General features: G+C 64.5%; 12 protein-coding genes. 9 read left to right on the top strand and 3 right to left on the bottom strand.

All coding sequences use genetic code 11. The features are described from left to right. The first annotated feature begins 65 nt into the window (after positions 1 to 65). Positions 66 to 1,070: an SIS domain-containing protein gene (locus AC1DVS_RS05040; RefSeq protein WP_478020783.1), complete on the top strand. Its 1,005-nt coding sequence runs from the start codon at positions 66 to 68 to the stop codon at positions 1,068 to 1,070. After that, complete coding sequence (gene nagA, locus AC1DVS_RS05035) at positions 1,067 to 2,206, top strand: N-acetylglucosamine-6-phosphate deacetylase (protein ID WP_478020781.1); 1,140 nt, start codon at positions 1,067 to 1,069, stop codon at positions 2,204 to 2,206. The genes AC1DVS_RS05040 and nagA overlap by 4 nt, the downstream gene beginning before the upstream one ends. Here the strand turns inward: nagA and AC1DVS_RS05030 are convergent. Continuing rightward, positions 2,188 to 3,180, bottom strand: a complete 993-nt coding sequence (locus tag AC1DVS_RS05030) for a cupin-like domain-containing protein (protein ID WP_478020779.1) — start codon at positions 3,178 to 3,180, stop codon at positions 2,188 to 2,190. The genes nagA and AC1DVS_RS05030 overlap by 19 nt on opposite strands. Positions 3,181 to 3,360: 180 nt before the next feature. Between AC1DVS_RS05030 and AC1DVS_RS05025 the strand changes: the two genes are divergently transcribed. From AC1DVS_RS05025 to AC1DVS_RS05010, 4 genes are all read left to right on the top strand, one after another. Continuing rightward, positions 3,361 to 3,987, top strand: a complete 627-nt coding sequence (locus AC1DVS_RS05025; RefSeq protein ID WP_478020777.1) for a RibD family protein — start codon at positions 3,361 to 3,363, stop codon at positions 3,985 to 3,987. Then, entirely contained in the window at positions 3,984 to 4,757 is a 774-nt protein-coding gene (locus AC1DVS_RS05020; RefSeq protein WP_478020775.1) for a hypothetical protein, read from the top strand. Before AC1DVS_RS05025 ends, AC1DVS_RS05020 begins: the two co-directional genes overlap by 4 nt. Then, positions 4,757 to 6,613, top strand: coding sequence for a WD40 repeat domain-containing protein (locus tag AC1DVS_RS05015; RefSeq protein ID WP_478020773.1), 1,857 nt, complete (start codon positions 4,757 to 4,759; stop codon positions 6,611 to 6,613). Before AC1DVS_RS05020 ends, AC1DVS_RS05015 begins: the two co-directional genes overlap by 1 nt. A 151-nt stretch (positions 6,614 to 6,764) precedes the next feature. Further along, positions 6,765 to 8,303 carry a hypothetical protein gene (locus AC1DVS_RS05010; protein WP_478020771.1) on the top strand — a complete coding sequence of 513 codons (1,539 nt, stop codon included), beginning with the start codon at positions 6,765 to 6,767 and terminating at the stop codon, positions 8,301 to 8,303. A gap of 125 nt (positions 8,304 to 8,428) precedes the next feature. On the opposite strand, the gene AC1DVS_RS05005 is transcribed toward AC1DVS_RS05010, so the two are convergent. After that, positions 8,429 to 9,655 (bottom strand): hypothetical protein, encoded by a 1,227-nt coding sequence (locus tag AC1DVS_RS05005; protein WP_478020769.1) that lies wholly within the window; start codon positions 9,653 to 9,655, stop codon positions 8,429 to 8,431. 125 nt (positions 9,656 to 9,780) lie between these two features. On the opposite strand from AC1DVS_RS05005, the gene AC1DVS_RS05000 reads away from it, so the two are divergent. Further along, positions 9,781 to 10,947: a glycosyltransferase family 4 protein gene (locus AC1DVS_RS05000; protein ID WP_478020767.1), complete on the top strand. Its 1,167-nt coding sequence runs from the start codon at positions 9,781 to 9,783 to the stop codon at positions 10,945 to 10,947. Positions 10,948 to 11,209: 262 nt separating this feature from the next. Beyond that, a complete protein-coding gene (locus tag AC1DVS_RS04995) occupies positions 11,210 to 11,593 on the top strand; it encodes a hypothetical protein (protein WP_478020765.1) in 384 nt (127 codons plus the stop codon). 386 nt (positions 11,594 to 11,979) lie between these two features. Here the strand turns inward: AC1DVS_RS04995 and AC1DVS_RS04990 are convergent, their stop codons facing one another. Next, the gene (locus AC1DVS_RS04990; RefSeq protein ID WP_478020763.1) at positions 11,980 to 12,732 is read right to left on the bottom strand and encodes a hypothetical protein; all 753 of its coding nucleotides are present in this window, start codon (positions 12,730 to 12,732) and stop codon (positions 11,980 to 11,982) included. A gap of 99 nt (positions 12,733 to 12,831) precedes the next feature. On the opposite strand from AC1DVS_RS04990, the gene AC1DVS_RS04985 reads away from it, so the two are divergent. Further along, the gene (locus AC1DVS_RS04985; protein ID WP_478020761.1) at positions 12,832 to 13,512 is read left to right on the top strand and encodes a class I SAM-dependent methyltransferase; all 681 of its coding nucleotides are present in this window, start codon (positions 12,832 to 12,834) and stop codon (positions 13,510 to 13,512) included. Positions 13,513 to 13,517 lie beyond the last annotated feature (5 nt).

Genomic DNA, 13,517 nt, shown 5'->3' with positions numbered 1-13,517 from the left:
TTTTCGGAGTTGCTGGTTTGCCTGTTGTGCCGCCCCTTCTTGTGCCCAGTGCCGAAGAGACCCTGATGTTCAGCGAGGCAGTTGATGCCGGCCGCGTGGTGCGCGCCCAGCGCGCGCGCATCGGCAGCGCATCGATCGCGCTGGGCCAGGCGCTGCGGCAGACGCCCCCTCGCGCGGTCGTCACGCTGGCGCGGGGAAGCTCGGACAATGCAGGCACCATCGCGCGCTATCTGGTCGAGACGCATCTGCGCCTGCTGACCAGCTCGGCCGCACCATCGGTGACCTCGGTCTATGATGCCGCCCCGGCGCTGGCGGGTACGTTGCTGCTCGCCATCTCGCAGTCCGGCCGGAGCCCCGATCTGCTGGCATCGGCAGAGGCGGCGAAGGCCGGCGGCGCGCGCCTCGTCGCACTGGTCAATGACGAGGCCTCGCCACTGGCTGCCGCCGCCGATGTCGTGCTGCCGCTGTGCGCTGGCCCGGAGCTGAGCGTCGCCGCGACCAAGTCGTTCGTCGCGAGCGTGGCGGCCATGCTGCACCTGATCGCCGACTGGAGCGAAGACGTCGAACTGGCCGCCGCACTCGATACATTGCCCGACCTGCTCGACCAGGCCTGGGCGCTCGACTGGTCGCCTGCGCTTCCCGCGCTGGAGACGGCGACAAACCTGTATATTGTCGCGCGCGGCCATGCGCTCGGCGCGGCACAGGAGATGGCGCTGAAGATCAAGGAAACCTGCGGCTTTCATGCCGAGGCATTCAGCGCGGCCGAGGTTCGTCACGGGCCGATGGCGCTGGTCGGCCAGGGTTTTCCCGTGTTGCTGCTCGGGCAGGACGACGAGAGTCTGCCCAGCGTGAAGGCGCTTGCGGCCGAATTCGCGGGGCGCGGCGCTGCGCTGATGAGCGCTGGAGTCGATGCGTCGGGCATCCGCTTGCCGGTCCTTACGGCGCATCCGGCGCTGCAGCCGTTGCTCCAGGTCCAGAGCTTCTACCGCCTCGCCAATGCGCTGGCGGTCGCACGCGGTCGTGATCCCGATCGGCCCCCGCATCTCGCCAAAGTCACCGAGACGGTATGACGAGGACGGCATTGATCAACGCGCGGGTGCTTCTGCCCGCCGGCTTTCGCGACGATGTGTGCGTCGTGGTCGAGGGCAGCGACATTGTCGCCGTCTCATCAGCCGCGCCGGACGATGCGGAGGTCGTCGATCTCGGCGGCGCCACGCTGGTTCCGGGCTTTATCGACAGCCAGGTCAATGGCGGTGGCGGCCGGCTGTTCAACGATGACCCAAGCGTCGAGACGATCGCGGCGATCGCGGCGGCGCATCGCACCTTCGGCACGACCGGGCTGCTGCCGACGCTGATCAGCGACGATCTGGCGGTGGTCGAGCGGGGTATCGCCGCAGTCGATGCCGCGATCGAGCGAGGCGTGCCCGGCATCCTGGGCATTCATATTGAGGGCCCGTTCCTCAGCCCGGCGCGCCGCGGCATCCATGCCGAATCGAAGCTGCTGCGACTCGATGATGGCATGATCGATCTGCTCGCATCGGGGCGTCGTGGCCGAACCTTGCTGACGCTTGCTCCCGAATGCGTGACGCCCACGCAGATTTCCCGATTGGCGGCGGCAGGCGTGATCGTTTCCGCCGGCCATTCCGATGCCCGATACGAGACCGTCCGGACCGCGATCGAGCATGGGCTGACCGGCTTCACCCATTTGTTCAATGCCATGTCGCAGCTCGCCAACCGGGCGCCCGGCATGGTCGGCGCGGCGCTCGAGGATGATTCGACTTTTGCCGGCATCATCGCCGACGGGCATCATCTTCACTCAGCCACGCTGCGGGTTGCCGTGCGCGCCAAGGGCGTGGGCAGATTGATGCTGGTGACTGATGCAATGCCGAGCGTCGGTTCGGACCTGCCGAGCTTCCCGCTCCAGGGGCGCGAGATACGGCGTGATGGCGATACACTGCACGGCGATGACGGCGTGCTCGCGGGATCGACCCTGACCATGGACCGCGCGGTGCGGATGATGATGGAGCAGGGACGCGTTTCGCTACAGGCGGCGGTGACGATGGCATCGGCGACCCCGGCGGCCTTTCTCGGCATTGGCGACCGGACCGGGGCGATCGTTCCTGGGCTCCGGGCTGACCTTGTCGTTCTGGACGGAGCGCTCGAGGTACGGGAAAGCTGGATCGCGGGTCAGCGCGCCATCATCTGACCCAATTGCCTGCGCAGCCTGGTCTTGGTGTCGGCACCGAGATCACCGCGAATTCCGCGATGATTTGGGGCGAGATGCGCGGCTGATTCCCCGTCGAACACGAAATGCTCGAACATTGCACGCCAAGCGGCACGCTGCTCTTCGGGCAGGCCTGAAAAGGCGAGCAGGGCGTGCACCATCACGTCCATCGGCGCGAGGCCGGGTTGCGGGGGCGGTGCCGCGTCCCACCAATAATTGACGAGGATGCTGATCGGATCCAGCGACCGCACATGATGCCACCACATGTGCGGGATGTAGAGCGCATCGCCCGGATTCAACTCGGCAACCAGTGCCCTGGCCATCGCCTCGGCGGCGCGCGGGAAGCGACTCAGATCGGGCGCATCGGGATCGAACAGGCTCACCGGCGTTCCCGCTGGGGTGAACTCGAACGGGCCGATATAGAGATTCGCTGCCTGATCGGGCGGGAAGAGCGTGAACCGCCGCCGGCCGGCGACAGCTACCGCGATGTTGCTCGACATGTCGTGATGGGTGGCGACGCGGATGCGGTTGCCGATCCAGATCCGTGGCTGGATTGCGGGATCGAGCATGTCCAGCCGGTTCGCCTCCGCGAATCCGGGAAACGCATCGCCAACGCCCACAGCCTGCGCCGCGATCGCCGGTGATGCCGCGCTCGATGCAGCCGCGCGCAAACGGTCGACGATGCTGGCAAACGTCGCCGATTCGCGTGTGAAGTTGAGCTTGCTCAGGTCTTCACCGTAGAAAAGTCGTCCCTCGATTTCAGGTGAGCCGATCGCGACGCTCATAGGGGCGCCGCTGTCGAACCCCTGGAGATAGAGCGCGGGATCGGCGGCGCGCACCACCGGCCAGTGCGCCGCGAGACCGCGCAGGACGAGCGGGCGCCGTGCCTCAAGAAGGTCGGCGACGCTGGGCGCCGGGCTGGTCGCTGAATGATCGTCGACATGTGTCGGAGGCATGGATTCACGTCACCTTTGTAGCGCTGCCAGCGACACATTGCCGCACCGCGAAGGCCCTGCAAAGCCGGAAGCGCCGACGGAGTTCGGTTCTAAATGGTTGTAACCCTTCTTATCCTTGCCCTTCTCCCCATGCTATTCGCCGCCAGCGTTGATCGCGATCGCACAAGGCGGGAGAAGCGAATGCGGCGGCCGTTCATCCACATCAATTTCGCCACGGAGGACCTGCAGAGCGTCCGCGAGGCGCAGGGCATTTCCGGCAATATCTCCTGCCGCGCCGACTGGCACCGGGTTCATGTGCTGCGCGAACGCTATGATGCGATCGCGGTGGGCGGGAAGACCTGGAACCTCGATCGACCCCGACTCACGGTTCGCCCCGAAAAGCTCGGCCGCACGCCGCGCCGCCAGCCGAGCCGKGTGATCTTCGCCGGTTCGCAGCCCTGCGCCGTGTCGCAGCCCGGCGCGCCCGCCTTCGTCATCAGCTCGCACGACGATGTCGATCCATGCGCGGTCGCGCTGGCGATGACCGGCCATGACCTGCACGGCCCGCTGGAATCGCTCTATGATCACGGCATCGAGAGCCTGTTGGTCGAGGGCGGCCCGACGCTGCTCCGGTCCTTTTTCAGCCAAGGTTTCGCCGATCTGGTGACCATCTTCGTGCGCGCGGGCACCGCCGAAGGTGCCGATCGCGGTGCCCGTGACAGTCTGGGTGGACTGCCTGTTGGTTTTCGCGCAAGCGCGTTCGGCGAGGGCTTTCTGCTTGAATCGGGCATGGCCAGCGCGGTGCTCGAAGCGGCGGCAGCGCCGTGAGTAAAGGCCAACCCGTCCGATTCGTCATCTTCGCGGCGCCGCGGACCGGCAGCAATCTGCTGTGCAGCCTTTTGAACGCCCATCCTGATATCCTGTGTCACCACGGCCTGTTCAATCCCGGTGGCGTGCATTGGGCGCGGGACCGGCGTGGCAGCGGCGATGTTGCCGAGCGGGACCGCGACCCTGTGGCATTTCTCGATACTCTCTGGTCCTCTGGCGGCGACGCCCGGGCAGTCGGTTTCAAGATGAACCGGGATGAGAGTGTCGCGGCAGCCAATGCCCTGCTGCGCGATCCGGGCGTGCTCAAGATCCTGCTGAAGCGCCGCAATCGCGTGCGGACCTATGTCTCCGAGGAGATTGCCCGTCGCACTGGCGTTTGGGAGACGTATGACGAGCGGGCGGAGGCGGAAATTCCGGCGCTGCGTGTCGAGGCGGGGGATCTGATTCGGCATAGCGATCTCAATGCCGCTTATTACGCGGCGCTTGAATCAAGTCTCCAGGCGACGAGACAGACCTGGTTCGAAACCGACTATGAGGCGCTGGCTGACCGGGGCGAGATGGCGCGAATTCTCGCCTTTCTCGGCGTCGAGGCCAGCTCGGCCCTGCCTGCGGCCAGCTACAAGCGCGGCCCGGCCGATCTCGGTGCGGTGGTGGCGAATTTCGACGAGCTCGCCGGCACCCTCGAAGGAACCGCGCTGCTGGATGATCTCTATCGCGCCGACGCGCCCGAACTCCAGTGCCATAGTTTCACGCCTGAGGAGCAGTGCTGATGCTCAACGCCGACATCGCCCCGATCGCAGTCGACAGCTTCACCCGCCATCGCGGACCGGTGACCTCGGTCGCCGCCATTCCCGGCCGCGCCGCCGCTATTGCCGTTGCCTATGACGGCGCGGTCTCGTTGTTCGACCTCAATGCCGGCACCGTCGAGTTGCTCGGCTATCACCGCCATCTCGCCAATCATGTGACAGTCAGCGACGATGGCCATTGGGCTGCCTCCTCCTCCTCCGATTACGACGTGCATATCTGGGACCTGCGCGAACGAGCCCTGGCGCTCGTCCTGCGCGGGCATAGCGACGATGTCGAAGGCTTCGCCTTTGTCGACGAGCAGACGGGAGTGTCCGCCTCACGAGACAGGCGGATCATCGTCTGGGATCTCGTCACCGGCGCGATCCGGCGGACGATCGAGGGGCATGAAAAGGACGTGCTGTCCGTCGCCTGCCGCGACGGGCTGATCTATTCGTCGGGCGACGACATGACGCTCAGGCAATGGGAGCTCGCGACCGGCAGGCTGCTGCGCACCTGGGGCCCGTTCGAGACCGAGACCGACACCTGCGCGATCGACCTGCTCAACCATCGGGTGGTGCTTGGCTGCGACGACGGCGTCATCCGCATCTTCGACAATCGCGACGGGCGCTCGCTCGCCGCGATCGAGGCGCATGGCTCCGGGATCAAGAAGGTCGCGGTCTCGCCGGTCAATGGCGACATATTGTCCTGCGCCTATGACCAGCGGATCACGATCTGGGATGCGCAGAGCTTTGCCCCCAGGGTCGACCTGGAGAATCACGCGGCGAAATGGGAGCGGTCGTTCGGCTGGACCCCCGATGGCTCGGCGATCCTGGCCGGGACCTTTGACGGCACCGTGGTGCAATGGGATGCGGCGTCGGGCCGGATCGTCCGCGAGATCGGCGGGGCGGCGGGAGATCAGGGCAATGCCTGTTTCAACGAGGCAGCCGCCGCGCCGGACGGCAGCGTCGCGCTGGTCGCCGATGACGGGATGGTGCGGATGATCCGGCTGACGGAGCGGGAGGCTTTGCTCACCGCACGTATCGCGCCGCCGGGCGGGCGGCGGCTGATGAACGCGGTGACCCGCGATCCGGCGTCGGGCCGGGTCATCGCCGGGACGCATGATCACAAGCTGCATATCTTCGCCGGTGCCGGTCTTGAGAGCGTGGCCGAGGTGGCGCTTGGCCAGGGGCCGATCAATTCGATCCGGGTCGCCAGTTGCGCCGGCCATGAAGGCGCGTTGTTCGCTGCCTGTTACAGCGGCGCGATCGTTCGCGTCTCGCCGGACGGAGGCGAGGTGTTGGCCCATCCCCTCCACGACGGCGCAGTGAAGGCGCTCCGCCTGCATCCGAGCGAGCCGCTTGGCGTGAGTTGCAGCGCCGATGGCGGGCTGCTCTCCTGGACTTTGGACGGGGATATCCTGCACCGCTTCCCGGGCCACACCGCGATTGTCGATGATGTCGATATCTCCCCCGCCGGCGATCAGATCGCCAGCGCCTCGCGCGATTTCACGCTGAACGTCTGTCAGGTTGCGGATGGGCGCCTGACCCATTCGATCGAGCTCGGCCGCCGCTCCCCCAAATCGCTCTGCTTCTGGGATGCCGACACGGTGATCGTCGGCGATTATTGGGGGGCGCTGCTCAAGGCGGACCTTCGCACCGGCAAGATCGCGCGCCGGACGATTGCCGCAAATGGCATCTCCTCATTGGCGCGATGCGGTGAGGATCTGGTCGCCTCGTCGTACGATGGCGGCGTCTATCTCGTTTCGGTCACTGACCTTGCGGTTCGTAATGTCTATCGGGCAATGACGCAGCGAGTGGACAATAGTTTAGCCCCGTTCTGACTGTTGTTTATGGCTGGAATTCTTGTCGACTCCCGGCCTTGGCTGTATTCTTCGCGCAGACCATAAAAGGGGATGCAAAATGACGCCAAGTAAATGGCTGCCATCGCTGTGCGCTGTCTTGTTGGTTACTGCCATATCAACCGGCGACTCGGTGAGATCGCAGACCCCCGTCGGACCAGCACCCCTGTGCACCGTCAGCAGTGCCGAATTCAACAGCTGGAAGGCACCCGGAAAAGCGGGCGGCTTCGTGCCGCCGAACAGCGCGACTTTCGATCCGTCGACGCCCTGCGCCTTTTACAAATGGTCGTCGCAGATGTTTCTCTGGCTGACGACCCGCGACGCGACCGGCGAGCTGAAGATGTTCTCGCCTGCCTTCGACACTGCGGTCGAAGACGAGGACACCAGCGCCTTCCAGTTGGTCCGCAACACCGCGGGGCTCGCTGCCGGCCAGAAAACGCGGGCGAAGTTCCGCGTGCGCGTCAACAAGCCCGAGGTCCTCAAGCTCAAATCAGCCAATGGTGACCCCGGAGATACCGGATCGACCGGACAGGCCGGCGGCGGCGTGCTGATCGTCAACGGGAAATCCATTCCAGTGCCCGGCAAGACCGGGCTCGCGACCTACCCGGTCGTCTATTATGCGATCGAGGAGAGTGACGTGTTCTCGGCGCTCGCGGCCGATTGGCGCAAGGTGCCTTATTATCTTGCCGGCCCCAACAAGACCAATTTTCCGATCACGCTCGACCAGGCGAAGCAGATCCAGGCGGCTGCCGGCAAGCCCCTCCCCAACCTTGCCCAGCTCGCGGTCGAGGTGAAGACCGCGTGGGTCGACACCGCCTATCTGACGCGTGCCCAGGCGGGGAGCCTGATCAAGATCACCTCGGACGTGCCCGCCTTCTCGCAGTCCCTCAACAGCAAGGGTCAGTTGCAGCTGACCTGGGACGGCAAGACCATGGTCACGCGCACGCTGGCGATGGTCGGGATGCATGTCGTGGGCTCGGTCAACTTCCATCCCGAAATGGTCTGGGCGACGTTCGAATCGAACCTCAACGCCCCGGACGCGACCTATTCCTATCTCAACCAGAATTACGATCCGGCCACCAAGACCTGCAAGTCCGGCACCTGCCTGAACACCGTCAGCTTTAGCGTCTCGAGCAGCACGCCCACGATCTTCTACAACGGACCCGCAGGCGCGCCCGCGCCGTCCGACGTGGTCGTCCAGACGGCGACGTCCAGCGCCAGCAACACGGCCATCACCTCGAGCTCAGCAGCCCTGGTGGCGACCAATGTCGCCCGCCTCAATCCGTGGGGCAGCCAGCAACCGGCAACGCCAACGCTGACCGATCCGGTGATCCTCAACAACACCTTGCTGGTCTCGCTGATGAAGTCGCTGCAGCCGAAGCTCGCCGCATCGGGCGGCAGCGGCCCGACACTCGCCAATTACTTCCTGGGCGGGGCGATCTGGAGCAACCGCATCATTCCGCCGCAGCCGGGCAATGTCGAGATCGGATCGCTGTTCGTGGCGAACACGACGATGGAGACCTTCCAGCAGGTGCGGCCAGGCAACCCGGATCCGGAGGCCACGGCGAGCAACTGCTTCAGCTGCCACGGCCAGTTCAATGACGACGCTGGCAAGCCAAAGCCGGGGACAAGCATCAGCCATGTCTTCCCGAGCGTTGTGGAGACCAACTGAACCAGAGCGGGCTGTGCTTCGATGGAAACCCAGCCCGCTCAAGAGTCTTTGTGGTCGCGTGCTTGTTTGCGAATATTCCACCTATTCGCAGCACGCTCCGGGGGCTCTCCCGTCCCGCCCCGCGATCAGAACCGGATTGCCTGGCGGTGGAAGGCGCGGGCCATCAGCGGATCGCCGCCATGCGCGAAATAGCGGTCGCGATAGTCGCGCGCGGTGATGGCGTTGACGCTGCTGTTGCTGTGATCCGAGCCGTAGAGGAAGATGTCCGGCGCCTTGTCGGCGAGGCGGGTGATCCAGTCCTCATAGATGCTGCGCTTCTCCGCGAGACTGTAATGAGTCGCGCTGAAGATGGTGCTAAAGGCATTGCTCCACCAGATGACCGAGCCGGGCTGATTCTCGATCCGCGCCAGCAGCGCGCCGGGTTCCAGGATGCTGCAGAGGAGATAGTCGTGCCGCAGCGCACGGAAGCGCTGCCAATGGCTTTCGAACAGCTCAGCGCCGCCCCAACGCGCCAGCTCCGCTGCCCATAAGCGCTCCAGCTCATGCCGGTCCATATTGTCCGGCGATGCGCCGGGCCAGAGATAATAATGGGCGCCATTCTGCCGTTCGAACAAGGCGCGCAGGTAACCGGGATAGTCGCGGCCATCCCATTCGCTGTCGAGACGGCGCCTGAAATCCAGCGCCTGATGGCTGTAATCGAAGAAGACGATTTGGCTGTCCGCATCGATGCCGTGCGTGGCGAGGATGCGGTTCGGTTTCAGGCCGGCGGCGACGCAGTAAAGGGTGGAGACGGGCGATGTGAACCCGGGTGGCGGCTCGGCGACATCGTCATAGGATTCATAGTTGAGCACGAAGACGCCGCGCCCGGCCTTTTCGCTCATGTCGTCGAGGAAGCCGAGGAACTCCGTCGCGCCGCCGAGATCGGGTTGCAGGTCGAGCAAATGGCCTTCGAGATCGGGGCCGAACGGCACCGGTGCCGCCGCGTCAAAAGTCGGTTTGCCACGTTCGGCCCATGCACTCAGATCGACCAGCAGGCAGCGATCGGGATCGCCGGCGAAGACGAAGTGGCGGCCTGCGACCCATTGCTCCAGCGCATCGAAGAAGTTGCGGGCTTTCCCCCCATTGGGGCCGGCATGTTCGGCGACGACATGGCCATAGCCCTGGACGAGACAGTAGCGGCTTCCCGTCGTTCTGGCTCGGGCGAGGATGCGGCCGAGATCATGATCCTCGAGAATGTCGCCGGAATAATGCCAGCGCAGCCAGGACACGGTGAGGTCCCTTGCCCTGCCCTCGGGCGCGGCGGCAATCGCGGCTTCCGGAGGCCCCAGCAATCCGCAGATCAGGTCGCGCACATGTTTCTCCCTCGATGACGGGCCGGACTCTATCCGCTGTCGCCGTGGAGGAGCAGAGTTGATGCCGCCATTTTGACCGGTAAACCGGCTTGACCGCAGCGCTCGCCGCAGCGCGTATGGCGGTGATGGGCGCCAGACTCCTCCTGCTGCAGGATGCCGTGTATTTCCCGTCTTATGGCGGCGGCAACAAGGCCAATCGCCTGCTGCTGACCGCGCTGGCGGCGCGTGGTTTCGAATGCCATGCGGTGTCGCGCATGCCCGGCGAGCGCCGTATCCTGGCCGACCGGTTCAGCGCGCCGGCGCTCGAGGCGCGGGGCATTGCCGTCGAGACAAACCCGCATGGCATGTCCTATCGCCACCACGGCGTACGGGTTGAGGCGCTCGATCTCGCCGCGACCGGTGCGGCGGCGCGGATCGAGGCGGTGATCCGCGCGGTGCGAGCCGACTGGATCCTCGTCTCCGACGATCGCCCGGCCATGCTGCTCGATATCGCACTGCGCCATGCGCCGGACCGGGTGGTGGCGCTGGTCCACACCCATTTCCATCTGCCGTTCGGCCCCGAGGCGGAGAGGTGTGATCCCGACCAGCGCGCGAGGCTGGCGCAGGTTCGAGGGATCGTCGCGGTGAGCGACTATAGCCGCGCGTACATCCGGGACTATGGCGGGCTGGAGTCCAGGGTCCTCCATTTCCCGGTGTTCGGCGATGGGCCTTTCGAACCGGTAGCTCGCCCGGATGCCGGCTATGTCATGATGATCAACCCCTGCCTCGTCAAAGGCCTGCCGATCTTCCTCGAACTCGCCGCGCTCTTCCCTGAGACGCGCTTCGCCGCCGTGCCGACCTGGGGCGGCGACGAGGCGGTGCTGCGCGATCTGGCCCTGCTGCCGAATATGACGGTGCTGCAGCCGGCCGACGATGTCGACACCGTACTTCGCGAGGCGCGCGTGCTGCTCGCCCCGTCGCTGGTGCCGGAGACGTTCGGCTATGTCGCGATCGATGCCATGTTGCGTGGCATTCCGGTTCTTGCCGGCAATCTCGGCGGCCAGCCCGAAGCCAAGCTTGGCGTGGATTTCATCCTGCCGGTCGCGCCCGCCCTCAAGACGGAGACGGGCCATGTCGCGCCGCCTCAGGATATCGGTCCCTGGCAGTCCGCGCTCGGTACCCTGTTGTCGGATGACGACGCCTATCGGCGCTGTGCGCTCGCCTCCCGCGAGGCGGCATTGCGCTTCCTGCCCGAGACCGATGCCGGGCATTTCGTGGCGTATCTGGAATCGCTTCAGATCACAGCGGGATAAATCGCATTGACCGCAGACCGGTCGGGATTGCGCTTACCCCGCGACTCCTTCAGATTCGCGAGATGGGCCAACCAGCAAAGCCAGCACGAACCCTTTTCGGCCCCTTGCTGGCCGCGGCGATCCTGATCGCGGTCTTCGGCACGATCGCGATGTTCGCACTGGGAGATGTGTGAGATTGCATCTACCGCCACGCGCAGCCAATCTGCACGCGGGACACGCCTCTGTGATGAAGGGGTGGCAGAAGGTCATTCTGATCTCAGGGATGATCCTCGTGATTGCTGTCGTGACGCTGCCTCTCTGGGGAATGGCTCCAGCGGTCTTTCTTGATTCCGAGCGAACGGTGATCTCGCGCGCGGTCTCGCCAGACGGGAAGCGTACTGCGCAGGTCGAACGAATAGTCGTCGGCGGCGTACCCACGATCGTGGTAATGGTCAGACCCGCGTGGATGCCCAACTGGTATCTGGCTGGTTGCGCAGCGGCTTCACACTATCAGGATGCGGCCGCGCGCATCCATTGGACATCGAACAGCGCGATAAACATCCGACACACGGATAGTCGGCTTTTCTGGGACACCAATTCAGCCCCTTTTCACAACGATCCCTGCGAAAACCTGTCGGTCACTTTTGAACCAGCCCGTAATCCGTAGAGCCGCAGCCCCCATCTCAGTCGATTTATGAGGTCTCGGTCCGGGGCGCCCGACCGCAGTTTTACCCTGTTCCTGACGAATAACAGGGAAAGAACAGGGAAGATTTTATTTTCTGGCCCGATTTTGGCTCTTTTGTTGGATTTTTTCGGCAAATTCAGCGTGGCTATTCAATGGCTTGAAACCTGCTCTCCCTGTTAATTCCATAACAGGGAGGAGGTTGGAAATAACAGGGAGCGCTGTTGGAAATAACAGGGTGGAGTGGGCCCGTAACAGGGAAGGAACAGCGACCGAGAAGCGCTGTAGTTTCGACCGTCATGTGAAAGAGCGAGGCTGGGATCTGCATCCCGTCCGGCTCGCACCATGCGACGATTCGGGTCGCGGTTGAATCAACGCCCCGTCTCGTGCAGCTCGGCCTCGAGTTCGCTGCCCCGCAATTGCTCGCTGAGTGCATCGAAATTGACGATCGTCTCGTGTAGCGCGACGGGGGTGAGTTTCAGGGTCTGGCCTTCGGGCAGGGCCGGCCGGCCCTCAATGCCGAGAAGGTCGAGCGCCGGGTCGAGCCCATTCGGTGAGAACAAATCCTCATACCAGAGCTCCGCACAACCCTGGCCTGATCCGCGAAGGGCAGATTCGGTCTCACGGTAAAAGCGCTGATGGAGCGCGACATTCTCCAGCAGTTCGTCGCGGTCGACATGAATTTTCGGGCGCGGCGCTGGGACGCCGTGATCGTCATAGACAACCCATTCCCCCGTCTGCCGCGCCAGCAGCAGCGACACGAAGCTTTTGACCCGGTTGCGACGCTTGAGGATGATCTTGCGGACCTGCGCATCGGGCAGCACCGCACGATAAGCGGGCTCATGCTGCCAGAGGCACATCTTGAAGCCGACCGCGCGGCGATCGAGACTGGTCCGCCACACACGCTCGAGGAACTCCACCGGATCGCTCTCCCGCTCCTCCATGCTGCCGAGGCGGAAATCGCTGCCCTGAAGATGCCGCGCGACGCCGACGACATGCGGGTTGAAGATCTCGTGGTGACACAGGATTTCGGGATGCGAATTCAGCACGGTGCAGAGAAAATTGCTGCCGGTTCTGGTTGCATTGAGGATGACGAATCGCACCACATTGGGGAGGTCTCCCACCGTCCGCTCCATTGAAGGTTTCACCGCCACGAATTAATCCTGTTGAGCAACATATGTAACTGCGCCGTCCGTCAACGGGGAAAGGAACCGGATCTCCTCATGACGACCGACGAACGCTATGCGGCGGCTGATGTGTGGGACACCAAGCACCGCGCGATCCTTGCCGTGGGGGATCTCGATCGGTCGAGCATCTGGCTCGAACCCTTTCTGCCGCTGCTGGAGAGTCACGAGGTCGGCACTGTGCTCGATCTCGGTTGCGGCACCGGATATGACGCGCTCGCCCTGGCGCGGCGTAGATACCAGGTCGAGGGGGTGGACTATGCGCAGGTCGCGATCGACGAGGCGATCCGACTGGCGGAGACCGAGGGGCTGACGGTTGATTTCCGGCAGGGCGATATCGGGCTGCCTTTATCTTACGCAGACGGCGCATTCGACGCGGTGATCAGCAACCTGGTGCTGCACAGCTTCGCCGATGCGGCGCTGCGACGCATTGTCGGCGAAGTCGATCGCTGCCTCCGGCCGGGCGGGCTTTTCCTGTTTCACGCAAATGCGATGGAGGATCTCGCACAACGGCTTTCAGTCCAGCCGCCGGAGCGACAATTGGGGCCGAGATCCTTTGTACTGGCGGGTGGCCAGACGATGCACTTCTTCAGCCGCGACTATTGCGAGACCCTGCTCGCCGATTGGGTGCCGCTCGTGCTGGAGCCGGCGACGAGCTTCGATGCCGGCGGCAACGCGATCAAGACTGTATGGCGCTGCGCCGTCCAGAAAAGGCCCTGACCTCG

The sequence above is a fragment of the Sphingomonas sp. P3_C5 genome, assembly GCF_056402635.1.
Note: the sequence above shows the minus strand (reverse complement) of the source record. Positions and strands in the feature narration are given on the sequence as shown.

Bases quoted from the DNA above. Each gene is read 5' to 3' on its own strand.
- AC1DVS_RS05040 (WP_478020783.1), top strand. From the start codon at position 66: ATGTTCAGCGAGGCAGTTGATGCCGGCCGCGTGGTGCGCGCCCAGCGC.
- nagA (WP_478020781.1), top strand. From the start codon at position 1,067: ATGACGAGGACGGCATTGATCAACGCGCGGGTGCTTCTGCCCGCCGGC.
- AC1DVS_RS05030 (WP_478020779.1), bottom strand. From the start codon at position 3,180: ATGCCTCCGACACATGTCGACGATCATTCAGCGACCAGCCCGGCGCCC.
- AC1DVS_RS05015 (WP_478020773.1), top strand. From the start codon at position 4,757: ATGCTCAACGCCGACATCGCCCCGATCGCAGTCGACAGCTTCACCCGC.
- AC1DVS_RS05000 (WP_478020767.1), top strand. From the start codon at position 9,781: ATGGGCGCCAGACTCCTCCTGCTGCAGGATGCCGTGTATTTCCCGTCT.
- AC1DVS_RS04995 (WP_478020765.1), top strand. From the start codon at position 11,210: ATGATCCTCGTGATTGCTGTCGTGACGCTGCCTCTCTGGGGAATGGCT.
- AC1DVS_RS04985 (WP_478020761.1), top strand. From the start codon at position 12,832: ATGACGACCGACGAACGCTATGCGGCGGCTGATGTGTGGGACACCAAG.